This window comes from Paracoccus albus (assembly GCF_027913035.1).
GTDB lineage: Bacteria > Pseudomonadota > Alphaproteobacteria > Rhodobacterales > Rhodobacteraceae > Paracoccus > Paracoccus albus.
Genome location: NZ_CP115775.1, coordinates 1,434,353 through 1,459,221, shown reverse-complemented (window position 1 = coordinate 1,459,221; position 24,869 = coordinate 1,434,353). Strand labels below are relative to the sequence as shown.

Genomic DNA, 24,869 nt, shown 5'->3' with positions numbered 1-24,869 from the left:
ATGAAATACCTTCTGACAGGACTTGTTGCAGGGCTGATGCCCGCTGCCAGCTTTGCGGCCGATGACGTGACGCTGCAGCTTAAATGGGTCACGCAGGCGCAGTTTGCGGGCTATTATGTCGCGCTTGATAAGGGGTTCTATGAGGCGCAGGATCTGAATGTGACGATCCAGCCCGGCGGTCCCGATATTGCGCCCCCGCAGGTGATGGCGGGCGGCGGTGCCGATGTGATGGTGGACTGGCTGCCATCGGCCCTTGCTGCGCGCGAAAAGGGGCTGCCGCTGGTGAACATCGCGCAACCGTTCAAAAGCTCTGGCATGATGCTGACCTGCCGCAAGGACAGCGGCGTTGCCGGACCTGACGACTTCAAGGGCAAGGTGCTGGGCGTCTGGTTCGGCGGGAATGAGTATCCGTTCCTCAGCTGGATGTCGACGCTTGGCCTGTCGACCGAAGGCGGTGCCGAAGGTGTCGAAGTGCTGAAACAGGGCTTCAACGTCGATCCCCTGTTGCAGGAACAGGCGGCCTGTATCAGCACCATGACCTATAATGAATACTGGCAGATCATTGATGCGGGAATGACGCCGGAAGAATTGATCACCTTCAAATATGAGGATGAGGGCGTCGCCACGCTGGAAGACGGCCTTTATGTGATGGAGGAAAATCTGGATGATCCGGCCTTCGTCGACAAGATGGCGCGTTTCGTAAAGGCCAGCATGGAAGGCTGGAAATATGCCGAGGAAAACCCGGATGAAGCCGCGATGATCGTGCTGGACAACGATGAAACAGGTGCCCAGACCGAAGAGCATCAGAAGCGCATGGCCGCAGAGGTCGCGAAGCTGACGGCGGGTTCTGACGGTGCGCTTGATCCGGCGGATTTTGACCGGACGGTTGAAATCCTGATGGCTGGCGGGTCCGATCCGGTGATTTCCGAAACGCCCGAAGGTGCCTGGTCGCATGTCGTAACGGATATCGCGCTGACAGAGTGATCAAACCTGGCCGGTCCGTAACCGGGCCGGCCCCATTTGGGAGGAGCATCATGCCGAAAGCCTATTGGATTGCCCATGTCACCGTGACCGATCCGAAGCCCTACAAACTCTATGCCGAAGGCGCGTCCGAAGCGTTTCGTGAATTCGGTGCCCGTGTCCTTGCCCGCGGCGGCAAGGCAGAGCAGCTGGAGGGAGAGGGGCATCCGCGCAATGTCGTGATCGAATTCGACAGCATGGCGCAGGCACTGGAATGCTATAACTCGCCCACCTATCAGAATGCGCGCCGTCACCGCGAGGCGGCAGGGATCGCGCAGATTACCATTGTCGAGGGTGTTTGATCGTCCGCGTCGGGGTAGGCCGGATCAGGTGACGGCCTCGCGCGTCTGGTATTTCGGATCGGTCCAGACCTGCCGGCGCATACAATCGCCCATCACCTGAACGGCGTCGAACAGTTCTGCACAGCTTAGATAAAGCGGCGCGAGACCGAACCGCATCAGCCCCGGTTCGCGGAAATCGCCGATCACGCCCTGTTCGATCATCGCGCGGATGACAGGGTAGCCATTGTCGAAATCGAAGGCGACCTGACTGCCGCGCTGATCGCTTTCGCGGGGTGAGACAAGACGCAGGCCCGCGCAGTGGGGATGCTGTTCGACAAGTTCGATGAACACGTCACCCATCCGGCGGCTTTTGGCGCGGATGCCTTCGATATCCACATCGTCAAAGTCATCAAGCGCGGCCTCCACACCCTTCAGGCCAAGTATGGACTGTGTGCCGACCAAAAAGCGCTTGATCCCCTCTGCCGGGCGGAAGCCGCTTTCGAACGCGAAGGGCGCAGCATGGCCCCACCAACCAGACAGCGGCTGACGCGCCTGATCCTGATGGCGCGTCGCGGCGTAGATATAGGCGGGCGCACCCGGTCCCGCATTCAGGTATTTATAGGTGCAGCCCACGGCGAAATCGGCCTGGCTGTCGTCAAGCTTTAACGGAACAACCCCGGCGGAATGGCACAGATCCCAGATGATCAGCGCGCCCGCATCATGCACCGCCTTTGCCGTGGCGGCCATATCCATCAGCCTCCCGGTGCGGTAATCGACGTTCGACAGCAGCACAGCCGCGACGCGCTCATCCAGCAGGTCGGCCAGATTGTCGCTGTCGCGGCCCAGCAGGCGGGTGGTATAGCCCGCCGCAGCGCCGGTCGCCCCTTCGATCATATAGAGATCTGTCGGAAAGCTGCCCTGTTCCGATACGATCACGTCACGACCGGGGCGCAATCCCATTGCCGCATTCAACGCCTTGAAGATGTTGATGGAGGTGCCGTCGCAGACCACGATCTGCCCCGCCGCCGCACCGATCAGCCCGCCCAGCCGGTCGCCCAGCCGTTCGGGCAGGGTGAACCAGTCGGCCTCTGACCAGCTTCGGATCAGCCCTTCGCCCCATTCCTGATGAATGGTGCGGGTCAGCGTGTCGACAGCCCCCTTCGGTAGGGGGCCGAGCGAGTTGCCATCCAGATAGATGACGCCTTCGGGCAGGTGAAAACGGTCGCGCAGCCCGGCCAACTCGTCTTGTTCGTCAAGCTTCGCGCAATCCTGTCTCGACAGCATATCACCGCTCCTTTTCCGGCTCGTCAGAGACAAGCTTTACAACCGGCTGAGTTGACGTCAAATTTTTTCGGTGAACGCGCATCTGGTGCCGGGACGGTTCCCCAAACAGCGCGGCTGACGGCGGAGGAAGCTATGGCAGAAAACGATAAACCCGACAGGTTTTTGCAGCGCGGTGTCGAGGATTCGCTGGTTACGGATTTCGCCACCAAGCATCGCAGCAGCTATGGCGATTTTCTTGAACTCAAGACGCTGCTGAACATCCAGAAGACCTTTCAGGACCCGGCGGAACCCGATGAGATGCTGTTCATCATCATTCATCAGGTCAGCGAGCTGTGGCTGAAGCTGATGCATCACCAGCTTGTCGAAACGCGCCGTTTCCTGCAACTGGACCAGCTTGGTCCGGCGATGAAGAATATAGACCGGATCAAGGCTATTCAGCGCCAGTTGATCGGCGCGTGGGAAACGCTGCTGACCATGACACCCGCCGATTATCTGACCTTCCGCGATGCGCTTGGCAGTTCTTCGGGATTTCAAAGCTATGGTTACCGGCAGATCGAGTTCATTCTGGGAAACAAGGATGCCTCGACCCTGAAAGTCCATCGGCACGACGCGGAGGTGATGGAGATGCTGGATGCGGCGCTGACCAAACCGTCGCTATATGACGAGGTTATCATGCTTCTGGCGCGCAAGGGTTTTGATGTGCCAGACGAACTGCTGGAGCGGGATTTTTCACAGCCCTATTCCGGTGATCCGCGGATCGTGCAGATCTGGGTGACGATCTACAGCGATATTGACCGCTACTGGGATCTCTATGCGCTTGGCGAAAAACTGATGGATATGGAAACGCTTTTCCAGCGATGGCGCTTTGATCATGCGACGGCGGTTGAACGGGTGATCGGGATGCAGCCGGGCACCGGCGGCTCCAGCGGGGTGGCCTTTCTGAAAAAAGCGCTCGAACTGAAATTCTTCCATGACCTGTATGATCTGCGGACCGAGCTTGTGCAGAGGGGCAGGGCAAAATGAACTATCGCGGGTTCACGGCAGAGGAGCTGGAGCGGGAATACCAGCCGAGCTCTATGATCGGCGGTAATTTCGGTCCCTATCTTGCCGCCTATGACGCGCTGAGCCGGGAGGTGCGCGAGAACCATTCGGTGCAGGAAAGCCTGTCTTATGGGGCGTCGTCTGCGCATGTTCTGGACTATTTTCCGGCAGCTGGGTCCGGCGCGCCTTTGCATGTCTTCATTCATGGCGGCTATTGGCAGGCGCTGAGCCAACGGCAAAGTGCAGGTATGGCGCCGGGGCTGCTGGCTGCGGGGCAGGCATTTGCGACGCTGAACTATACGCTGGCCCCCAAGGCCCGGCTGGGCGACATGATCGCGGAATGCCGCGATGCGCTGATCTGGCTGGCCGGGCAGGCGGCAGAGCTTGGCTTTGATCCCGCGCGGATGACCCTTTCCGGACACAGCGCCGGGGCGCATCTGGTTGCGTCGCTGTTGGGGCTTGAAGGGGCGGCGCTGTCCGAAGCCGGGATAACGGTCACAGATGCCATTCTGATCAGCGGTGTCTTCGATCTGGAACCGATTTCGCTGATGACGGTGAATGATCCGCTGCAACTGACGGAAGGTGAGATCGAAACGCTGTCCCCGCTGAACATGGTGCCGCTGCGCGGCCCCCGCTATCGCGTCACGGTGGGCGAACGCGACACCGCCGAATTCGTCCGGCAGAGCCGAAGCTATGCCGAGCATCTGCGCAAGGCCGGCGTTGAGGTCAGCTTTGATTTGCAACACGGCAAGCATCACTATGACATCATCATGCATGATCCGACCTTTTTGCCGGGTTCGTGACGAATAGGCGCGGTTTTCTTTCGAATTTAAAATTTTTGTGTTTGATAAATAACACTCCTGTGGCAGATTTGCGGTTAATACGCAGGATATCGGCCCCATTGCGGGCAGAAGGAAAACGTCATGGCGCGCAATCAACCACTTGGACCTTCAGCACATATTGACAGCTTTGCACGCGACAACCTGCCACCGCCCGATCTGTGGCCGGAACTGAAACTGGGTGAGTTTACCTATCCGGAATATCTGAACGCTGCGGTTGAACTGTCCGATCGCATGGTTGAGCGGGGTTTCGGCGATCACACCGCGCTGATCGGAAATGGCCGTATCCGAACCTATAAGGAACTGACGGATTGGACCAACCGTATCGCGCACGCACTTGTCGAGGATTACGGGGTCAAGCCGGGCAATCGCGTGTTGATACGTTCGCCCAACAATCCGGCGATGGTGGCCTGCTGGCTTGCGGCAACGAAAGTCGGGGCGGTGGTGGTGAACACCATGCCGATGCTGCGGACGGGTGAGCTGACAAAGATCATCAACAAGGCCCAGATCACCCATGCGCTTTGCGATACGCGGCTGATGGACGAGCTGACGCGCGCGGCGAAAGACAGCGCGTTTCTGGAAACCGTGGTGGGATTTGACGGCACTGCCAATCACGACGCTGAACTTGACCGCTGCGCCCTGACAAAGCCGGTGCTTTACGAAGCGGTCAGGACCGGGCGCGACGATGTGGCGCTGCTTGGCTTTACATCCGGCACGACGGGTGAGCCGAAGGCGACGATGCATTTCCACCGCGATCTGCTGATCGTCGCGGATGCCTATGCCAGGGAAGTGCTGGATGTGCAGCCGGAGGATGTGTTTGTCGGCTCTCCGCCACTGGCTTTCACGTTCGGGCTGGGTGGTCTGGCGATCTTTCCGCTGCGCTTCGGTGCCTCGGCGGCGCTGCTGGAAACAGCCTCTCCGCCGAATATGATCGAGATTATCGAGAAGCACCAGGCCACGATCTGCTTCACCGCGCCGACGGCCTATCGCGTGATGATGCAAGCGATGGAGGAAGGCGCAGACCTGTCCAGCCTGCGTGCGGCGGTGTCGGCGGGTGAGACTTTGCCGGCACCGGTCTATGACGAGTGGATTGAAAAGACCGGCAAGCCGCTGCTGGACGGCATCGGCTCAACGGAAATGCTGCATATCTTCATATCGAACCGTTTCGGCGACAGCCACGCAGCTTGCACAGGCAAGCCGCTGAAGGGCTATGAGGCGAAGATCATCGGTCCCGACGGGCAGGACCTTCCGCGTGGTGAACAGGGCAGGCTGGCCGTGCGCGGGCCGGTCGGTTGCCGCTATATGTCCGATCCTGACAAGCAGGCCGAATATGTGCTGGATGGCTGGAACCTGACCGGCGATACCTTCTTGCAGGACGAGGACGGTTACTTCCATTTTGCTGCCCGCAATGACGGGATCATCCTGTCATCGGGCTATAACATCGCCGGACCAGAGGTTGAGGCCGCGCTGCTGGCACATCCCGAGGTTCTGGAATGCGCCGTGGTCGGCGCACCAGACCCGGAACGTGGCCAGATTGTCGAGGCGCATGTCGTTATGCGCGAGGGGGCGGAGACCGGCAACAGCATGACCAAGGTTCTGCAAGATCATGTAAAGGCAATGATCGCGCCATATAAATACCCCCGGCGCATCGTTTTCACTGATAAGCTGCCCAAGACCGAAAGCGGGAAGATTCAACGCTTCCGGCTGCTTGAAGGACGGACGTAAATCGGCACAGTAAGCTGATAAGAAAGATAACAGGGAGACATGAAATGACGAACAGATCCTATCTGACATGCGGCGTAGCTGCTGTTGTGATGATGCTTGGCTCGACCGCTGTAGCGGCACCGGTCAAGGTCGGCATGATAACGACGCTTTCGGGCGGCGGCGCGGGACTTGGCATCGACACGCGCGACGGCTTCATGCTGGCGCTGAAACAGGCGGGCGATGCGGCGTCCGAGGTTGAGGTGCTGATCGAGGATGACCAGCAAAAGCCTGACGTGGCGGTGCAGATCGCCGACAAGATGATCCAGTCCGATCAGGTCGATCTGCTGACCGGGATCGTGTGGTCGAATTTGGCAATGGCTGTGGTGCCGGCGGCAGTGGCGCAGGGCAAGTTCTACCTGTCGACAAATGCTGCGCCTTCTGCTCTGGCAGGGTCGGGCTGCGATCCGAAATATTTCTCGGTCTCGTATCAGAACGACAATATGCACGAAACCGCGGGTGCCTATGCCAAGAAGGCGGGGATCGGCAAGGTCTTCATCATGGCGCCGAACTATCCTGCCGGGCAGGACAGCCTGACCGGCTTCAAGCGCTTCTATGACGAAGGCGAGATTACGGATGAGGTTTATACCCAGGTCGGCCAGACAGATTACGCCGCCGAGATCGCGCAGATCCGCAACAGCGGCGCGGATGCCGTGTTCTTCTTCCTGCCGGGCGGCATGGGCATTGCCTTCATGAAGCAATATGCCGAATCCGGCGTGGATATCCCGCTGATCGGCCCGGCCTTCAGCTTCAGCCAGGACATTCTGCCGGCCGCCGGTGATGCAGCGCTTGGCGTGATGAACGGGGCGAACTGGTCGAAGGATCTGGACAACGAGGCCAATGCGACCTTTGTCGAAGGTTTCCAGGCCGAGTATGACCGGCTGCCGTCGCTATATGCCGCGCAGGGTTATGACACGGCGAACCTGCTTCTGTCGGCCATGAGCAAGGCCGATATCACCGATGCCGACGCCTTCCGCGCCGCACTGGCCGAGGCTGATTTCGACAGTGTGCGCGGCAAGTTCAGCTTTGGCCCGAACCAGCACCCGATTCAGGATTTCTATATCCGCGAGGTGGTGAAGGAAGGCGATGTGCTGACCAACAAGATCGTAGAGCCGGTGCTGACCGATCACGCCGACGCCTATGCGGGCGAATGCAGCATGTGATTGAGCATTTCGGGCCGGCCGGCACGCTGGCCCGCATTGCCTGATTGAAATTGACGCGGAAGGAATGCCGGTGCTTCTGGTGGCCGAGCAGGCGTTGAACGGCCTGCAATACGGAATGATGCTGTTTCTGATGGCGGCCGGGCTGACGCTGGTTTTCGGCGTCATGGGGCTGATCAATCTGGCGCATGGTTCGTTGTATATGGTGGGGGCTTTTGCCTGTGCGACCGTCGCGGCCTCGACCGGATGGTTCTGGCTGGGGCTGCTGGCGAGCCTTGCGGCTGCGGCTGCGGCGGGCGCGATTATCGAGGTATTGGTGATCCGCAGGCTGTACGCGCGTGACCATCTGGATCAGGTGCTGGCCACATTCGCGCTGATCCTTGTGTTCTCTGAGGGCACGCGATGGGTTTTCGGCTCCTTTCCGCTTTACCTTAATCTGCCGCCCGCATTGTCCGGCGCGGTGACGCTGCCCGGTGGGCTGCAATACCCGCTGTTCCGGCTGGTCATCATCGCGGTCGGTGCTGCAGTTGCGGTGGGGCTGTGGCTGCTGATTTCCCGCACCCGCCTTGGAATCCGCATTCGTGCAGGAGAGGCGGACCGCGAAATGATCGCCGCGCTCGGTATCGACATTGCGCGGCTTTACACGGTCGTCTTTGCGCTTGGCGCTGCACTAGCAGGTTTGGCGGGCGCGCTTGTCGGGTCAATCCAGTCGGTGCAGGTCGGGATGGGTGAACCCGTGCTGATCCTTGCCTTCGTTGTCGTCGTGATTGGCGGGATCGGCTCTATCAAGGGGGCGCTTATCGGCGCAATGCTGGTCGGGATGACCGATACGCTCGGCAAGGCGCTGCTGCCGGGTTTCTTCGCGCAATTCATGGATGTGTCGAGCGCGAACACCATCGGCGCCTCGCTGGCCTCGATGCTCATCTACATCCTGATGGCCGTGGTTCTGATTGTGCGGCCGCAGGGCCTTTTCGGGGCGAGGGTCTGAGATGGGGCAGGCATTCACACGCGAAACATGGATCAACCTGCTGATCTTCACGGTTCTGGTAGCGGTGGCCGTCTTTGCGCATCTGTCGGGGCAGGGCTTCACCGTGACGCTGGCGACGAAGGCCGCGATTTTCGCATTGGCGGGGGTCGGGCTGAACCTCGCGCTTGGTTACGGCGGGATGATTTCATTCGGACATGCGGCGTTCTTCGGGATCGGCGGCTATGCCTGCGGTATCCTTGCCAGCCATGCGGCGAATGGAACGCCGATCTTTGCCTTTCTGGCGGGCAGCAACAACATGCTGGTGATCTGGCCAATTGCGATGATCGCATCGGGCCTGGCGGCACTTGTTATCGGGGCGCTGTCGCAGCGCACGAGCGGTGTCTATTTCATCATGGTGACGCTCGCCTTCGCCCAGATGATCTTTTACTTTGCGATCAGCTGGCCGCGCTATGGCGGCGAAGACGGGCTGAGCTTCTATGTCCGCAACAATTTCCCCGTCATGAACACATTCGCCCCGATCCAGTATTTCGCCATATGCGCCACGCTGCTGGCCTTGGCACTGATCGCCACGGCGGTCATCACTCAATCGCGCTATGGCCTCGCATTGCAGGCCGTGCGTCAGAACAGTCAGCGCAGCAAGGCCGTGGGTATTCGTCCCTACGCCGTGCTGCTGACGGCGTTTGTGCTGTCTGGCATGATAACCGGGCTGGCGGGGGCGCTTTACGCCGATCTGAACCGTTTTGTCAGCCCGACGATGCTGTCATGGCACATGTCGGGTGAGATTATGGTCTTTGTCATCCTCGGCGGGGTCGGGCGGTTGTGCGGGCCGGTCGCGGGCGCGGGAATCTATATCCTGCTGGAACATGTCCTGGGTGGTGTCAGTGAATACTGGCAGGCTTTGCTGGGCCTGATGCTGCTGGTGATCGTGCTGTTCGCGCCGGGCGGGCTGATCGGACTGCTGAGCGGAAGGAAGCGCCATGCCTGACGCCGCGGTTCTGGAAATCAACGGCCTGTCAAAAAGCTTCGGTGCGCTGAAGGCGACGGATGATGTCAGCCTGACCCTGCGTCCGGGAGAGATCCATGCGCTGATCGGACCGAACGGTGCGGGCAAATCGACCCTCATCAAGCAGATCACCGGAGAGATCCGGCCCGATTGTGGCGCGATCAGCTTTCTGGGTCAGCCGATAAACGAATTGACGGCCCCGGCACGGGCGCGGCTGGGACTGGCCCGCAGCTTTCAGGTCTCTTCGATCATTCCGGACTTCACCGTATTACAGAATGTCATGCTCGCCGTGGCCGGTAGCGAAGGCAGCGTCTATCGCTTCCTGCGCCCGGCGCTGATGGATGACAGCATGACCGGCCCCGCACGCGACTATATCGCACAGGCCGGGTTGGCCGAGCGTGCCAATCTGGCTGCAGCCGAATTGTCGCATGGCGAACGCCGCAAGCTGGAAATCGCGATGGCGCTTGCGTTGCGTCCGCGCGCCTTTCTGCTGGATGAGCCGATGGCAGGCATGGGGGCAGAGGGCGGGCGGCAGTTGACCGGCATTCTGTCGGAACTGAAAGCCGATGCGCCAATCCTGCTGGTCGAACACGATATGGATGCCGTGTTTGCCCTTGCTGACCGTATTTCGGTTCTGGTCTATGGACGCATCATCGCCTCGGGTTCTGTGGCGGAAATCCGCGCCAATCCGGAAGTGCGCCGCTCTTACCTTGGGGAAGAGGCATGAGCGCGCTGCTGGAACTGAACGAAGTCACCGCGGGCTATGGTCCGGTGCAGGCGCTGTTTGGCGTTAACCTGACGCTGGACGAGGGCAGCGTGGTTGCCCTGATGGGCCGAAATGGCATGGGCAAGACCACCACGATCCGCTGCATCAGCCGGTTGCTGCACCATAGCGGCGGGACCATCCGCTTTGCCGGTCGGGGGCTGGAAAAGCTGACGGCGCCGGTCGTCGCCCGCCTTGGTGTCGGGCTTGTGCCAGAGGGGCGGCGCTGCTTCGGCCCGCTGACGGTGCAGGAAAACCTGACCGTCGCCGCGCGTCCCGGCCCGTGGAATATGGAGCGTGTCTGCCGCTTGTTTCCGCGGCTGGAAGAACGCATGGGCCAGATTGCGGCCAGCCTGTCGGGTGGTGAACAGCAGATGCTGGCGATCGGGCGGGCGCTGATGACCAATCCGCGCCTGCTGGTTCTGGACGAGGCGACAGAGGGGCTGGCCCCGGTCGTTCGTCAGGAAATATGGGCTGGCGTGAACGAGCTGAAGACACAGGGGCTGTCGATCCTGCTGGTGGACAAGTCGCTGAAGGAGATATCCTCTGTCGCTGACAGGGCGGTCATACTGGAACGCGGGCAAACAGTCTGGCAGGGTGATATCGGCGCACTCAGCCCTGAAGTGACCGATCAATATCTGGGTGTATGATGGGCTGATGTGACGCGGGTGTCAGTTGCCGCCCCATTCGTAACCGGTCATCTCCAGATAGCCGCGACCGGTGGCGCTGCCATTCACATTCACCGGACCCTCCCAATAGGAAATCCGTGTGCCCATCCAGGCGCCGGGGTTCAGCGCCTCGACCTGCAGATCAATGCCTTGATGCGGGACCTCTACGCGCCAAGCCGTGGGGATACCCTTGACCTTATCGCCGGCGGTCAGCTTGATCTGGTCAGTGCCAAGGCTGGTCGTCGTGCCATCAGCCGCGATCAGCGTGCCGGATCGGTACTCGCTGGACCCGCGCAGGCGGAACAGCATCAGCTTGCGCCCGTCCGCAAGGAAAAGCGAAAACCAATCCCATCCTGCCTGATCCGCTGACAGAGGCTGACTGGACCATTCCCGGTCCAGCCAGCCCTGTCCGGAGACGTCTCGTGCCCCTTGCCCGAGGTCAATCTTTCCCCGCACACGGTAGAAGGGTTGCGAGTAATAATAGCTTGCCTGCCCCGATGCCGACTTGCGGGAATAGCCCTCTGCGCCGTGCCGGATCAGCGGGCCTTCTGCGATCAGTTCCAGATCATAGCTGAAATCGGTGCCGCCTGCGGTCAGGCTTAACCTGTCCGGGGTCTCGCCTGCCATCTGCCATTCATCTATCCATGCCTCGAAGGATTTTCCGGTCGCGCCCGCCTGTCCCGTCCCGCCACGGGCGAAGCGTTCCGCGAACAGGTGCCGGTCGCGTGTGGTGAGCGCGGCATGTCCCATCCAGACCTGCGGCACCTGTCGGCCGCCCTTGGACGGCGGTTCCAGAGAGATGCGGAACAGGGTCCACTGAATGCCAAGCGGCGTTCCATCGGTGAATTGCAGGGGGGCGGTCAGATACCACCACTCTATGCGGTAATCCGGGTGAGGTCCGTGGTCGCGCGGGAAGCTAATCGGTTGCTGCGCATCGGGCAGGGCAAAACCGTTCGCATCCGCCCCTAGCCCGGCAAAGCCCTGCGCATAGGCGGGACCGCTGGACAAAAGGGCCAGAATGAAGCCGCGCCTATCCATCATATGTCGTGACCTCGCTTAATGCACGTGGAGAGATGCGTGCCAGCCGCCATGCCGGCCATAACGCGGCCAGCATAGCGGCAAAGATGCCCAATGCGATCAGCACGGACCAGCCGACTGGATCAGCACGGAAAGGAAGACGCCAGCCGAAAGCCTCGACATTTATCACGGCAAGCAACAACCACGACAGCGCAATCCCCAGCGGCAGCGCAAGGACCGAGGTGAGCGCGGCAATCAGCGATACGCGCGCCAGTTCCAGCAGCGACAACGTCCGTCGCCTGACCCCCATCGCCCAGAGCGGCGTCAGGCGCGGAACCCGCGCATCGGCGCTTGCCAGCAGCGATGTCAGAACGGCAATGCCGGCGACCGCGAGCGTCAACGCATTCAGTGCTGCGGTGACCGCGAAGGTACGTTCGAAAATCTGGACGGAGGCTGCCTTGAGTTCGTCCTGCGTGCCGATGCGATCGGGCGCAATTCCTGCGCTTTCCAGCCGGTCGAGTAACGATTTTGGATCGCTTGTGCGGACGGCATGGCGCAGGATCGGCTCATCGGGGGCGATCTGACGCAGTCTTTCGTCAGAGATATATACCTTTCCCAGCGGATTGCCGTAGTCGGCAATGATGCCTGCAATCTCGCTCGTCCCGTCGGGTAGCGTAATTTCATCGCCCACAGACAGACCGGCACGATAGGCAAGCTGCTCGTTGATGATCGCCGCGTTTTCATGAATGGCAGCCCATGCCTCTGTGCCGCCGGTCAGCAGCGACCATCCGCGATAGGTCGGGTCGTCGGCAACGCCGTAAATCTCCGAGGGTTGATCTGCCACCAAGGCGTCGATGGACCAGAGCGGAAGCAAACGCTCATCCGGATCAAGCAGGTTCTCCAGCTCTGCCGCTCCATCGGGTGTCGCGACATAGATTTCCGCCGCCAGTCGCTGATCTATGAATGTGGTAAAGCTTTGCCGGAAGCTGCCGACCATCGTGGACACCCCGATATTCGCCGCAAGGGCCATCAACAATGCTGTCATGGCAAGCGATATTTGCGGGATCTGGCTGCGCGCCTCTGCCACTGTCCAGCTTGCAATGGCCCCGTTTGTGCGCCGACGCAGAAGATGCAGCAGACCGGCCAATATCGCAGGCATCAGCGCCGCACCGCCAAGCAGAAGGGCCGCAATGGTCGCGAAGCCGCTAAGCAGCCCATCGCCCCACCGGGCGAGGCCTGCCGCTGAGACGATCAGGACGCATCCAAGGGGCAGCAGCCACCATCGCGTCTTATATCCGGCGGGCGTTGTCACGGGATTGCGCACCATCGCCAGCATCGGTCCCGCCGCACTGAGCAATGTGCCAGCAACGGCCATGCCAAGCCCGCCCAGCCACCAGACCGGGCGCAGCGACACGGCAGAGCCGGTCTGCGCGCCGTAAATGCCGTCCATCGTTGCCGCCACACCGGGCATCAGACCGCTGGCCAGCAGATAGCCCAGCAGAACACCCACCCCCCCTGCCGCTGCGGCAATCAGGGTCATTTCCAGCAGGATCAGCAGCGCGAGCGTCGTTGCCGGTGCGCCCAAAGCCCGCAGCACCACAATGGCGCGCCGCCGCTGGCTAAGGGCAAGGCCAATGGTGCTGCGCACGATGAACAGGCCGACCAGAAAGCAAAGCGCGCCAAACGCGGTCAGGTTCAGTCGGAAGCTGTCTGTCAGCGCCGCAGGTGCGGAAGCCGCCGCAGGCTGGATCAGGGAAAGACCGGGGACGATTTGCTGCGGATCAGGGGCGTTAAGGGGCTGTGGCGAAATCACAAGCAGCGCATCATATCCCGTTCGCCCAAGCAAACGCATGGCCGTTTCCAAATCGGCGACGGCCTGACCATCCGGCACGGCTGCATCTTCGGTCATGTCCGGGATGCCGGCATTGGGCGCCACGAATAACGTATCAGCCCTGTCCGCCGCCTCCATGAAATCCCCGTCGGGCCATAACCCATCCGGCGCGGTGAGCGGATCGACACCGCTCAGCATGAGCGACCGTTCCTGCACGGCTTCGAATTCCCCCTGAACAATCGGGCTGACAAGCACGCCGGCCCGGCGCAGGCGAACAAAAACCTCGACCGGTATAGTGCCGCCATCCTGCCGTTCAAGCCGTGCCAGATTTGCAGCGCTTACGCCGCGGGTGGCAGCCTGCATACTGGCGCGCGCCTCGGCATTGATGGCCTGCACGCCGGTCCAAAGCGCAGTTGCAATGGCGATGCCAAGGATCAGGGTCACGAATTGCAGCGGGTTGCGCCGCCAATGCGACCAGAAGGCCAGCAGCACCGCGCCGGTCATGCCTGATCAACCCGACCGTGGCTGAGATGCAGATGCCGGTCCATCCCGGCTGCGATCTTACCTGAATGCGTCACCAGCAGCAGCGCACAGCCGATCTCGGCCACCAGATCATGCAGCGCCGCCATCACCTGATCCGAGGTCGTCTCGTCAAGGTTCCCCGTTGGTTCATCCGCCAGCAGCAGCGCGGGGCGCAGCGCCATCGCGCGCGCAATAGCAACGCGCTGCCGCTGGCCGCCCGAAACCTCATCCGGCATCCTGTCGCGCAATTCGCCCAGCCCCAGCCTGTCCGTCAGGGCTTCGGCCCAGGCCTCGTCCAGCCCCCGGGCCATGCGCGCATGAAAGGCGATGTTCTCGGCGACGGACAGGCTGGGGATCAGGTTATATTGCTGAAAGATCAGGGCAATATGCTGGCGGCGCAGCCGGGCAAGGGCGCGGTCGGGCAGGGATGTGATCTCCTCACCGGCAACGACGATCCGTCCGCCATCGGGCCGGTCGAGCCCAGCGATAAGATGCAGGATCGTGCTTTTGCCCGATCCGCTTTCGCCTGTCAGAGCCAGGGTTTCGCCCGGCGCAAGCGAAAACGAGACATCCGACAGCACCTCGACAGGCCCATCGGCCCGACCATAGCTTTTGCGAATGTGGTGCAGTTCCATCGCGGTGTGTAACATGGCCGGGCCGATCATATGGGCGGTCGTATCGGTTGCGGACAGGCCAGTAACCGGCCCGCCCGTGTCACCCTAACGGCCATGTCACACCGTTCGCCAGAGCCAATGGCCCCGCTGCGCAATTATTCCTCGACCCGCAGCATCGTCTTTATGGCGCGGCGTTCGTCCATGGACTTGTATCCCTCTGCCACCTCGGCAATCGGCAGAACCAGATCGAAAACCTTGCCGGGTTCGATCTTGCCGGCCAGCACGCGATCCATCAGATCGGGCAAAAAGCGCCGGACAGGGGCGGGGCCGCCAAGCATCTGCTTCTGGCCGAAGAACAACTGCCATTTGTCGCAGTCACGCCTCTGGTAACGGTAGGCCAACCGCCTCAGATCGTGGCGACCGGTGTTACCGGTGAGCCTATGGCGCCGGGCAGATACAGCGGTGGTGCGGTAAGGAACATCTCAGAGCGGCCTGCGGCTTCCAATGCCGCGGCCAATTCCCTGAAGTACCACAGTTCTGCCAAAGGCAGGCCTAGCTTGAACAGGCAGTGATGGTGCAGGGGCAGGCGAAGGCAACAGGTCGCGGGGTCGCTGTGCGGATTTTCCACCGCATAGTTGTCCGCTGCAATCGCGGCGATCCGGCTGTCAGTGATCCATTCGCACAGCTTCGCATCCGTGCCGTCCAGCACAGCACCTGTCCGCTCCAGCCCGTCGGGGTCGGGATAGTCCTGCATGTCCAACAGCGCCTCGGCATAGCCGGTTCGCAGCATCAGAATGTCGCCCTGGCGCAACTCGACATTCTGCGCCTCGATCACCTCTTGCAGCAGGTCGCAACCGACAATGGTGCGACCAGTGCCGATGTGCCGGGTGAAATCGACCAGCACGGCGCGACCCTGCACCGGCTGGGCAGCCATCGCACTGACCGAGAGTCTCTTCGCGAAGGAGGCGTGATCTCCCTCTGCTTCGGCCCCCAGAACATCCACACCCGCGCGGTGGCCGTTGTAATAGCAGCGTTCTGCGACGCCATCGCCATCGGCATCGAACAACGCCCCGACATGGGCCAGTGAATCCCACTGCGTTGAATATTGCGTGGACAGAAGCACCTGATCATCGCTGAGGACATCGCGCAGCATTGGGTCGAGTTCGCTGAGCGGATAGTTGATATATGGCGTATCATCCAGAAAAGTCGGCGCAAGGCGGGGCGGATGGCGGCGCGGGTTCAGGCGCAGCTTTCCCGGGATGTCCAGCGGCAGCGAAAGGCAGAAGGCGCGCCCTTCGCGTATGGTGGCGGCAGCCGCAAGGCGTTCTGCCTGTCCGATATAATTCAGCGTTCCCAACTGGTCGTCCGCGCCGAAATCGCCCCAGTTGGAACCCTCGGGCCTGTTTACCCATTCAGGCATGTCCTACACTCCTGATCCTGTATTCTGCGCAGATACCAGCGAGACAAGCTGGTCCAGCAGCTGTTCCTTTTCGTCGGCCTGCGCCTTCTGCGCGTCATCCCAGTTGTAGAAACCGATGCCCGACTTACGCCCGGTCTCGCCGCGTGCGACCTTATGCTCCAGCAATTCGGGTGGCCTCTGAAGGGTACTGAGATCGGGGTAAAGGTATCTCGCGATGTTCAGATGCGTGTCCAGCCCGTTCAGATCCCGCTGCATCAAAGGTCCGTTCAGCGCAAGTCGTACGCCGATGGAATATCGTGTGACCGTATCAATGGTCTGCGCGTCTGCCACGCCGCGTTCGATCAGGTGAAAGCACTCTCGCAACATGGCATGCTGCAGGCGGTTGGCGATGAAGCCGGGGATGTCGGCTTGTAGGATGGCCGGTTGCTTCCCTGTTTCGGCCAGAATTGTGGCGATGCGCTGTGTCGTCTCTGCCTTTGTCGCTTCGGCGGGAACCACCTCTACCGCCGGGATGAGATCGGCCGGGTTGAAGAAATGGGTGATTACAAAACGTTCAGGATGGGCCATACCCGATGTCAGCTCGGCAGTGGCCAGCCCCGAGGTGTTGGACGCTATGATCGTATCCGCTGTGAAAAAACGTTCCAGATCCGCAATGACCTGCCGTTTCAGGTCCAGCCTTTCGGGCACAGCCTCGATCACGACAGCGGCATCTTTCCACTCGGTACGTAAATCGTCCAGATTTGCAGCGAAAGTGATCTCGTTCCCTTCGCGCAGTTCCACCCGTGCTGTGCCGAGCGCCTCGGGCACCGGATCTATCAGGGCGCAATTGAACCCCGTAGTCGAAAAATGCCGGCAAATGCGCACGCCCATCGTACCAGCACCAATGATGACCAGACGTTGCATCCTCACCCCAAACCCGCTTAAAAATCTGTTGACAATATAAGTGTTATTAAGTGATTGGCAATAATTATAACTAGGACTGCGTAGCGGCGCGGGAGGCGCCGGGGAGGGACAATTGAACGCATTGGCAAATTTCTTCACGCGGATCGTCAGCAAATACATGCCTGATGCGCTTGTCGTGGCAATCATTCTGACTGCGCTTTCGGCGATCATCGCAATGATCTTTCAGGGCAGTGGTTTCCTGGACGTAAGCCGTTACTGGGGCGAGGGGTTCTGGAACCTTCTGGCCTTTACCATGCAGATGACCGTTATCCTGTTGGCAGGCTATATCCTGGCCAAGACGCCCGCCGTCGACCGGCTGATGGACATGATCATCGCCGGGATCCATACGCCGCGTGCGGCGGTGATTGCGGCGACGCTGTTTGGTGGGATCGGAAGCTGGTTGAACTGGGGCTTTGGTCTTGTTCTGGGCACGCTTGTCGCGCAAAAGCTGGGCCGCAAGGTTGACGGGCTGCACTATCCGCTAGTGATCGCTGCAGGCTATTCTGGCTTTGCCGTTTACGGTGTGGGGCTTTCCGGCTCTGTTCCTTTGCTGATCAACACGCCGGATCATTTCATGGAAAACGTCATCGGCCTTGTGCCGCTGAGCGAGACGATCTTCTCGCCCTATATCATCGTCATGAACCTGGTCATTCTGGCGACGCTGCCCTTCTTCAATGCCATGCTGCACCCGAAAAAGGCCGAGGATATTATCGAGGCCAAACCGGAACCCGCGGTCGAACCAGCAACCGAGCCGACCACAGAAAGAACCTTTGCCGAGCGCCTGAACAACTCTGCCATCATCGGTGTGGGCATGGGGCTGTTCGGCCTGTTCTATGTCGCGCTGTACCTGTTCGAAGGTGGCGGCGTGACGCTGAACTTCGTGAACCTGCTGTTCCTGTTCCTTGGGATCACGTTGTTTGTGACCCCCGCCCGCTTCCTTGCCGCGGTGAATGAGGGCGTCAAGGTCGTCAGCGGGATCATCATCCAGTATCCGTTCTACGCCGGTATCCTTGCAATCCTTGCCGGATCGGGTCTGATCGTCACCTTCTCGAACTGGTTTGTCGCAATTTCCAGTGCGGAAACGCTGCCGATCTTTTCCTTCATCTCGGCTGGGCTTGTAAACCTGTTCGTGCCCTCAGGCGGGGGGCAATGGGTTATTCAGGGGCCGGTCATGATGGATGCCGCACAGCAGATCGGTGCTTCCATCCCGGCCACGGCCCTTGCTGTCCAGATCGGTGACCAGTGGACGAACATGGTTCAGCCATTCTGGCTGCTTCCGGCACTGGCGATTTCCGGCCTGCAGTTGAAACACCTGATGGGCTATATGGTGCTGGTGCTGTTCTATCTGGGGATCATCTTCCTGGGCACCATCGCCATCTGGGGCTTTATGGCGGTGTGACATGGCATGGATGATTGAAACCTTCGACAAGCCGGGCAGCGTCGATCTTCGGCTGAAGCTGCGATCCCAGCATCTGGCCTATCTGGACGCGCATCAGCACCTTCTTATGGCATGCGGCGCAAAGCTGGATGATACGGGACAGGTGGCCAGCGGCGGGCTTTACATCCTTGATGTAGACACGCGCGAGGAGGCGCAGAAATTCATCGAGGATGATCCGTTCTACAAGGGCGATCTGTTCGCGGACGTTACCGTCACCCTTTGGCGAAAGGCCTATTTCAACGGCCGCAACACCTTGGATGAAGGATAGATGAATAGCGTTCCCGAAACAGGCTACGAGCGCCGAACGGCGCTCGTGACGGGCGGCGGTCGTGGCATCGGTGCTGCGATCTCTGCCCGGTTGAAGGCGGATGGCTTTCGGACGATCATCCTCGATATCGAAAGACCGGACGTCGACGCCGACATATTTCACCGGATCGACCTGTCGGATGCCGATGCGACAGCGGAACTTTGCCGGCAACTTGCCGAGCAAGAGCCTGTCACCTGCCTCGTCAACAATGTCGGCATCGTTGCGCCAGCAAAGATCGAAGATGTGGCGCTGCCCGATCTGGACCGGCTGATGCATATCAACCTGCGGCCTTCCATCATTTGCACGCAGAGTTTTCTGCCGGTCATGAAGCGCCTTGGCGGTGGCCGGGTGGTGATGAATACCAGCCGTGTGACGAGGGGGAAGGAGTTGCGTACGCTCTATTCCGCAACCAAAGGCGCGGCGCAATCTATGGCGCGGACATGGGCACTGGAACTGGGCGCATATGGCGTGACCGTCAATTGCGTTGCACCCGGACCGATTGCGACCGATGCCTTCTGGCGTAACAACCCGCCCGATGCGCCTCTGACCAAAGAGATCATAGACGGCGTTCCGGTCAAACGGCTTGGCACGGGTGAAGACGTGGCAAATGCGGTCTCGTTCTTCTGTGCGCCTGAGGCCGGGTTTGTCACCGGACAGACGCTGTTCGTCTGCGGGGGCGTGACGGTCGGCTGAGCGTCAGAATACGACCTCTTCAAGACAGCTCAGCAAAACCTCCAGCGAGGGGTTTTCTGTCTCGGTCCGGTAGACAAGCGAGATATTGGCCGTCACCTCGGTCCCCTTCAACGGATGATAGACCACACCCGGAATGGACAGGTGGCGGATCGATTCGGGCACAATGGCAACGCCCAGACCGGCGGCGACAAGGCTGACGATCGCCGCGAATTGAGGCGCGCGATGGACGATATCCGGGATGACTCCGGCATTCGCACAGGCCTGATGCATGGATGCGGAAAATCCGGAATTCGATGGCAGATGCGTGCCGATAAATGCCTCACCGGCCAGATCCGACAGCGCGACGCCATCGACCGCACCCGCCCAGCCGTGCCCCAGCGGCAGCGCAATCCAAAGCCGTTCTTGCCGAAGTGTGCGGAAGGTCAGGCTCTCGGGCCTGTTCGGATAGGGAAGGCGCACGATACCGGCATCCAGATTGCCCGCCTCTACCTCTGGTATCTGCTGGTCCAGGTCCATCAGCGTCAGGCGCAGGCGGGTATCAGGCGCGACCTGGCGGTAGCTGCTGAGAAGTTTCGTCAGCACACCGTTATACGACGCCGCACCGATATAACCGATGGCGAGTTCGCCGATGACGCCCTGTCCGGCCCGCAGGGCGACGTTTTCGGCCCGCGCTGCGTGGCGCAGAACGGCGCGGGCTTCGGGCAGCAGTAGCGCGCCGGTCGCCGACAGGCTGACATTGCGCCTGTTACGCTCAAACAGGGTTGCGCCGACCAGCTCCTCCATCTGTTTCAGCACAAGCGTGAGCTGCGGCTGCGAAATGCCCAGCCTTTCGGCGGCGCGTCCGAAATGCAGCTCTTCCGAAAGAGTGACGAGAAGTTCGTAATGCCGAAGCGCCAACATAAGGCGATTATGTCCACAACTGATCCAGCCGTCCATTAGCCAACTTATGGTCTGTTGACCAGTGTCATCCTGTGCAAGTCACCTCAGCCGAGCGCCTTGCGCGGAACAATGCGGGCGATTTCGACGAAACCTTTCACATGCACACTCTGATCGTCAGGCGTCGGGTCGCGGATCGTCGCGGAATGCGGTTGCCACCATGGATGGCCGCTGCGAAACCTGCTCATGCCATTGGCTCAGCGCGGGCCGGCCTTTCCGCCAGTCCTCCTCAGCAAAGCGGAAATCCATGTAGGCGAAGGCTACGGCCAAGGCGATTTGTCCGGCATCGAAATCACGCTTTGCAATGTCGCCGATGCGCGGCTCCAGCCAGTCGGCAAGGCTGTAAAGCTTGCGGCGATAGACCTGGATCTGTTTGTCGTAGCGATATTGCTCCGGTCGCATCCGCGTCTCGACCAGCCAGAGCAGCGCGTGGTCAAGAAGTCCATCGCCCAAAGCCTCCATCGACAGGACATGCCAGCGTGCTTCGGGATCGCTCGGAAACAGCTGTGGCCCGGTCGTGCCGGTATGATCTGCCCATTCCATGATGACGCGCGAATCGAAGATCGGCTCTGCTCCTTCGCGCTCTAACGTCGGGATTTTGCTGAGGGGATTGATCGCCATGAAATCGTCAAGCGGGATCAGTGGATCGACGGGCGTGCGCACGGTCTCGATCTGATCGGCGAGGCCCTTTTCATGGATCGCAACCATCGCCTTACGGACGAAGGGCGATCTGGGCGACCAATGAAGTATCGGCATCGGCTTTCCTTTCAATGCGATGGGCAGGTCACGCGCCTGCACCCGTTTATTCCGTTGCGACCTTGGCGCCTTCATCGCGAGTCAGCACGAAGTCGAACTCAATGTGCAGATCAACACCAAGCTCTTTCGGAGCAGGCTTGTACTGCCCGACCAGGCTTTCTTTGACCGCAAAAACGGAATCATTGTCCAGATATTCATTGCGTGAATCGAAGACCTGGCTGATCAGGCGGCGATATCCGTCCTTCCGCATCATGAAGTACATATGGCTGGGGCGCATCGGATGGCGCCCCATGGCCCGGATCAGCTCTCCGGCGGTGTGGTCGTCAGGGATCGGATAAGCGACCGGACGAACGGCCTTGAAGGTGTAATGCCCGTTGAAACCGGCCCGTCACGGGCGTCCGGCCTGACTGAGGAGAGAAAGTATGACCAAAACAGACATTCGCGCCCAGGCACGGGATGAACAGCGGGCGGTCAGCTGAATGTCGCGCGCCGGTGTATATCTGAACATCATCGCGCTGATGGTGACGATGACTGTGATCCTCGGGCTGGTGCTGATGGTGTTCGGATATCGCTGCACAGGGGCGGCCCGGGTTAATCCGCTGCGCCGTTCAGCGCGGCGGCGACTGATTGTCGCTGTCGTTGTCAGCCGGGTGATCCAGCTTGTCGTGGCGGCGCATGACCTGAAGCGTGTCGATCCCGGCCAGCACCAGGGTCGCCAGCACGACCAGTCCCAGATCAAGCTGCGGAACGTGCCAGACCAGAATGCCGAGGAAAGCAAGAAGCGTCAGATAAGCGGCTATTGCCAGAAAGCGGTCGGTCATGTCGTCTTCCCCTCACTCTGATCGGTCATGGTTTCAAATCGCTGCATCAGCCAGTTCGCGACCCGCATCAGCCGCGCGTCAGCGCCCCTGCGCCCGACAAGTTGCACGCCCATAGGCAACCCGTTCTGATCCTGCATCAGCGGCAATGTGATGGCTGGCACACCGCAAAGCGTCCAGGGCCCGTTCATCGCCGGTGAACCTGTTGTGTTGTCCGACAGCAGCGGCGCAGGGCCGGTTGCCGCCGGACAAAGGATGGCATCGCAGCGGGTAAACATCTTTTCCAGCCCGGCATTCAGAACCTGCCGCCAGTCAAGTGCGGCAAGGTAGTCGCGGGCGAGGGTCTGTTTCCCCTCATCAAGCGCTTCGCACAATTCGGGCGACATCTGCTCTCTGCCACGCCGTTCCAACGGATAGTAGCATTTTGCAAGTTCCGCCAGATTGATGAGACGCCGCATCTCATCGGCTTTGTCGAAACCGGGAGGTGCAGGAACATCTACCGCGCGATCCCCAAGCGTCGCGGCGAGTTCGGCAATCGCCTGCTGCATGTCGTTCCCCGCGCCCGGCAAGGTCATGACGGCGATCAAGGGCGGAAGCGGGGGTTCTTGTTGCGATGCCTCGCACAGGCGGGGGGCGGGGGCCAGCAGGCTGGCTGTGTCATCCGGATCATGTCCTGCCATCGCCCCGACCAACAGCGCCACATCCTGAACCGAGCGGGCAAATCCGCCGATGGTGTCAAGGAAGGGCGACTGGATCAGCGCACCGGTCCGGCCCACGACGCCATAGCCGGGCTTGAACCCGACCACACCGCAGAACGAGGCCGGACGGATCACCGACCCACCCGTTTGTGTCCCGACCGCCAGCGGCACCTGACCTGCGGCGACCGCGACGGCGGAGCCAGAGGACGAACCGCCCGGAGTTCGGTTGACGTCATGGGGATTGCGGCTTTTCGAGGGGTGCATATAGGCAAGCTCTGTGGTCACGGTCTTGCCGATGATGACCGCGCCCGCCGCACGCAGCCTTGCTACCACATGCGCGTCCTTATCAGGCACGCGCCCCTTGGCGATGGGTGTGCCATATTCGGTCGGCATTCCTTCGGTGTCGATGACATCCTTTATGCCCACCGGCACACCATGCAGCGCACCGGTTGCGGCTCCGCTTCGACGCCGTGCATCAAGTGCGCGTGCCTGCGTCATGGCATATTCGCCGTCGACATAGGCCCATGCGTTCAGCTGCGGCTCTGTCTCGGCGATGCGCTTCAGACACGCCGCCGTCGCCGCCTCTGCCGTAAGCGCGCCAGAGGCGATGCGGTCGCGCAACTGGATCGCGCCAAGGGATGCAGGATCAATAGCCATAGATCATATTCGGCAGCACAAAGACGATATCCGGCCAGATATACATGATCGCCATGGCGATAAAGACCATCATCAGGAACGGCATAACGCCTGCAAAGATATCGGTCAGCTTCACGCCCGGTGGCGCAATCCCCTTCAGGTAATAGGCCGACATCGCCATCGGCGGCGTCAGGAATGAGGTTTGCAGGTTCAGCGCCACGAGGATGCCGAAGAACAGGGGATCAATTTCGAACAGTGGCAGCAGCGGCAGGAAGATCGGCACGAAGATGATGATGATCTCGGACCATTCCAGCGGCCAGCCAAGCAGGAAGATGATCAACTGAGCCAGCAGCAGGAATTGCAACGGCGTCAGGTCCAGCCCGCTGACGAATTCCGAGATCACCTGCTCGCCGCCAAGATAGGAAAATACGGATGAGAAGGTGTAGGAACCGACGAACAGCCAGCAGACCATCGCTGTGGTGCGAACTGTCAGATAGACGGATTCGCGCAGCCTCTGGAACGTCATTGCGCGGTAAACGACAGCCAGAACCATCCCACCCAGTGCACCGATGGCGGCAGCCTCGGTCGGGGTTGCCAGCCCGAACAGGATAGAGCCGAGGACGGAGAAGATCAGCAGCGCCAGCGGCAGGAAGGATGTGACCAGCATCCAGATAAGCCTGCCGATCGGGACCGTCGGGACCTCTTCTTCTGTCGGGCGCGGGGCGACGGAAGGTTGCAGGATGGAACGGCCGATCACATAGGTCAGATACAGCCCGACCAGAACCAGACCGGGCAGCATCGCGCCGGCATAAAGCCGGACGATGGAAACGCCCGATGCTGCGGCATAGACGATCAGCATGATTGACGGCGGGATCAGGATACCCAGCGTGCCGCCCGCGCAGATGATACCGCTGGCAAAGCGCGGATCGTATCGTGCCTTCAGCATGGCGGGAAGTGCCAGCAGCCCCATCAGCGTAACCACCGCGCCCACGATTCCGGTGGCGGTGGCGAATAACGCACAGGTTATCAAAGCTGCAACACCCATCGAACCCGGCATGCTGCGCGAGGCGATGGCCAATGTCGAAAACAGCCGGTCGACGATATTGGCGCGTTCGACGACATAGCCCATGAACAGGAACAGCGGCACTGCCGTCAGCACCTCGTTCGACATAACGGTATAGGTCTGATTTATGAACAGATCGAAGATGCGGTTATTGTATAACCCCTCCAGCCATGTCCATTTTTCGGTCAGCCAGCCGGTATCTTCGGGCAGGCGGTCAAAGGCGCGCCACATGCGCCCGGCATCGAAATAGGCGTAATAGCCAAAGCCGATCCCCAGTGCCATGAGAGTGAAGGCAATCGGGAATCCCAGAAAGACCAGAAGAATGAAGATGCCCAGCATCATCAGGGCGATCTGTGGATCGGTCACGTCA

Annotated in this window: 25 protein-coding genes and 1 pseudogene; 13 read left to right on the top strand and 13 right to left on the bottom strand. The window is 60.6% G+C overall.

Going from position 1 to position 24,869, the window contains the following annotated elements; all coding sequences use genetic code 11:
• Positions 1-984, top strand: a complete 984-nt coding sequence (locus tag PAF20_RS07285; protein ID WP_271073042.1) for an ABC transporter substrate-binding protein — start codon at positions 1-3, stop codon at positions 982-984.
• A gap of 50 nt (positions 985-1,034) precedes the next feature.
• The gene (locus tag PAF20_RS07280; protein ID WP_271073041.1) at positions 1,035-1,322 is read left to right on the top strand and encodes a DUF1330 domain-containing protein; all 288 of its coding nucleotides are present in this window, start codon (positions 1,035-1,037) and stop codon (positions 1,320-1,322) included.
• A 24-nt stretch (positions 1,323-1,346) separates the two neighbouring features.
• On the opposite strand, the gene kynU is transcribed toward PAF20_RS07280, so the two are convergent.
• Positions 1,347-2,585, bottom strand: a complete 1,239-nt coding sequence (kynU, locus tag PAF20_RS07275; protein WP_271073040.1) for a kynureninase — start codon at positions 2,583-2,585, stop codon at positions 1,347-1,349.
• 132 nt (positions 2,586-2,717) lie between these two features.
• Here kynU and PAF20_RS07270 point away from each other — a divergent pair, with 132 nt between their 5' ends.
• The 8 genes from PAF20_RS07270 to PAF20_RS07235 all read left to right on the top strand — a co-directional run bounded on the left by PAF20_RS07270 (position 2,718) and on the right by PAF20_RS07235 (position 10,790).
• A complete protein-coding gene (locus PAF20_RS07270) occupies positions 2,718-3,608 on the top strand; it encodes a tryptophan 2,3-dioxygenase (RefSeq protein ID WP_271073039.1) in 891 nt (296 codons plus the stop codon).
• Positions 3,605-4,429, top strand: a complete 825-nt coding sequence (locus tag PAF20_RS07265) for an alpha/beta hydrolase (protein WP_271073038.1) — start codon at positions 3,605-3,607, stop codon at positions 4,427-4,429. Before PAF20_RS07270 ends, PAF20_RS07265 begins: the two co-directional genes overlap by 4 nt.
• 120 nt (positions 4,430-4,549) lie before the next feature.
• Positions 4,550-6,190 carry an AMP-binding protein gene (locus PAF20_RS07260; protein WP_271073037.1) on the top strand — a complete coding sequence of 547 codons (1,641 nt, stop codon included), beginning with the start codon at positions 4,550-4,552 and terminating at the stop codon, positions 6,188-6,190.
• 44 nt (positions 6,191-6,234) lie between these two features.
• The gene (locus PAF20_RS07255; RefSeq protein WP_434802945.1) at positions 6,235-7,389 is read left to right on the top strand and encodes an ABC transporter substrate-binding protein; all 1,155 of its coding nucleotides are present in this window, start codon (positions 6,235-6,237) and stop codon (positions 7,387-7,389) included.
• A 64-nt stretch (positions 7,390-7,453) separates the two neighbouring features.
• Positions 7,454-8,374 (top strand): branched-chain amino acid ABC transporter permease, encoded by a 921-nt coding sequence (locus tag PAF20_RS07250; protein WP_271073036.1) that lies wholly within the window; start codon positions 7,454-7,456, stop codon positions 8,372-8,374.
• Between the two features lies 1 nt (position 8,375).
• Positions 8,376-9,359, top strand: coding sequence for a branched-chain amino acid ABC transporter permease (locus tag PAF20_RS07245; protein ID WP_271073035.1), 984 nt, complete (start codon positions 8,376-8,378; stop codon positions 9,357-9,359).
• A complete protein-coding gene (locus PAF20_RS07240) occupies positions 9,352-10,104 on the top strand; it encodes an ABC transporter ATP-binding protein (RefSeq protein ID WP_271073034.1) in 753 nt (250 codons plus the stop codon). Before PAF20_RS07245 ends, PAF20_RS07240 begins: the two co-directional genes overlap by 8 nt.
• Positions 10,101-10,790: an ABC transporter ATP-binding protein gene (locus PAF20_RS07235; protein WP_271073033.1), complete on the top strand. Its 690-nt coding sequence runs from the start codon at positions 10,101-10,103 to the stop codon at positions 10,788-10,790. The genes PAF20_RS07240 and PAF20_RS07235 overlap by 4 nt, the downstream gene beginning before the upstream one ends.
• Before the next feature lie 21 nt (positions 10,791-10,811).
• Here PAF20_RS07235 and PAF20_RS07230 read toward each other — a convergent pair whose 3' ends face one another.
• The 6 genes from PAF20_RS07230 to PAF20_RS07205 form a co-directional block, all read right to left on the bottom strand.
• Positions 10,812-11,846 (bottom strand): lipocalin-like domain-containing protein, encoded by a 1,035-nt coding sequence (locus PAF20_RS07230; RefSeq protein WP_271073270.1) that lies wholly within the window; start codon positions 11,844-11,846, stop codon positions 10,812-10,814.
• Positions 11,839-14,160, bottom strand: a complete 2,322-nt coding sequence (locus PAF20_RS07225; protein ID WP_271073032.1) for an ABC transporter permease — start codon at positions 14,158-14,160, stop codon at positions 11,839-11,841. Before PAF20_RS07225 ends, PAF20_RS07230 begins: the two co-directional genes overlap by 8 nt.
• Complete coding sequence (locus PAF20_RS07220; RefSeq protein ID WP_271073031.1) at positions 14,157-14,828, bottom strand: ABC transporter ATP-binding protein; 672 nt, start codon at positions 14,826-14,828, stop codon at positions 14,157-14,159. The genes PAF20_RS07225 and PAF20_RS07220 overlap by 4 nt, the downstream gene beginning before the upstream one ends.
• A 119-nt stretch (positions 14,829-14,947) precedes the next feature.
• Complete coding sequence (locus PAF20_RS07215) at positions 14,948-15,193, bottom strand: hypothetical protein (protein WP_271073030.1); 246 nt, start codon at positions 15,191-15,193, stop codon at positions 14,948-14,950.
• A 5-nt stretch (positions 15,194-15,198) separates the two neighbouring features.
• On the bottom strand, positions 15,199-16,212 hold the full coding sequence (locus PAF20_RS07210) for a cyclase family protein (protein ID WP_271073029.1): 1,014 nt from the start codon (positions 16,210-16,212) through the stop codon (positions 15,199-15,201).
• A 3-nt stretch (positions 16,213-16,215) separates the two neighbouring features.
• Positions 16,216-17,115, bottom strand: a complete 900-nt coding sequence (locus PAF20_RS07205) for a 3-hydroxyacyl-CoA dehydrogenase NAD-binding domain-containing protein (RefSeq protein WP_271073028.1) — start codon at positions 17,113-17,115, stop codon at positions 16,216-16,218.
• A 112-nt stretch (positions 17,116-17,227) separates the two neighbouring features.
• On the opposite strand from PAF20_RS07205, the gene PAF20_RS07200 reads away from it, so the two are divergent.
• From PAF20_RS07200 to PAF20_RS07190, 3 genes are read left to right on the top strand one after another with little or no spacing between them, the layout of a single operon-like run.
• Positions 17,228-18,553, top strand: coding sequence for a short-chain fatty acid transporter (locus PAF20_RS07200; protein WP_271073027.1), 1,326 nt, complete (start codon positions 17,228-17,230; stop codon positions 18,551-18,553).
• A 1-nt stretch (position 18,554) separates the two neighbouring features.
• Positions 18,555-18,860 carry a YciI family protein gene (locus PAF20_RS07195; RefSeq protein ID WP_271073026.1) on the top strand — a complete coding sequence of 102 codons (306 nt, stop codon included), beginning with the start codon at positions 18,555-18,557 and terminating at the stop codon, positions 18,858-18,860.
• Complete coding sequence (locus tag PAF20_RS07190; RefSeq protein WP_271073025.1) at positions 18,861-19,592, top strand: SDR family oxidoreductase; 732 nt, start codon at positions 18,861-18,863, stop codon at positions 19,590-19,592. It abuts the gene before it with no gap.
• A gap of 3 nt (positions 19,593-19,595) precedes the next feature.
• Here PAF20_RS07190 and PAF20_RS07185 read toward each other — a convergent pair whose 3' ends face one another.
• From PAF20_RS07185 to PAF20_RS07160, 6 genes and pseudogenes are all read right to left on the bottom strand, one after another.
• A complete protein-coding gene (locus PAF20_RS07185; RefSeq protein WP_271073024.1) occupies positions 19,596-20,492 on the bottom strand; it encodes a LysR substrate-binding domain-containing protein in 897 nt (298 codons plus the stop codon).
• 153 nt (positions 20,493-20,645) lie between these two features.
• On the bottom strand, positions 20,646-21,284 hold the full coding sequence (locus PAF20_RS07180; RefSeq protein WP_271073023.1) for a glutathione S-transferase family protein: 639 nt from the start codon (positions 21,282-21,284) through the stop codon (positions 20,646-20,648).
• Between the two features lie 46 nt (positions 21,285-21,330).
• Positions 21,331-21,648: pseudogene (locus PAF20_RS07175) on the bottom strand (dioxygenase family protein); the annotation flags it as partial.
• A 244-nt stretch (positions 21,649-21,892) separates the two neighbouring features.
• Positions 21,893-22,105 carry a hypothetical protein gene (locus tag PAF20_RS07170; RefSeq protein ID WP_271073022.1) on the bottom strand — a complete coding sequence of 71 codons (213 nt, stop codon included), beginning with the start codon at positions 22,103-22,105 and terminating at the stop codon, positions 21,893-21,895.
• The gene (locus PAF20_RS07165; protein WP_271073021.1) at positions 22,102-23,457 is read right to left on the bottom strand and encodes an amidase; all 1,356 of its coding nucleotides are present in this window, start codon (positions 23,455-23,457) and stop codon (positions 22,102-22,104) included. The genes PAF20_RS07170 and PAF20_RS07165 overlap by 4 nt, the downstream gene beginning before the upstream one ends.
• On the bottom strand, positions 23,447-24,865 hold the full coding sequence (locus tag PAF20_RS07160) for a TRAP transporter large permease (RefSeq protein WP_271073020.1): 1,419 nt from the start codon (positions 24,863-24,865) through the stop codon (positions 23,447-23,449). The genes PAF20_RS07165 and PAF20_RS07160 overlap by 11 nt, the downstream gene beginning before the upstream one ends.
• Positions 24,866-24,869 lie beyond the last annotated feature (4 nt).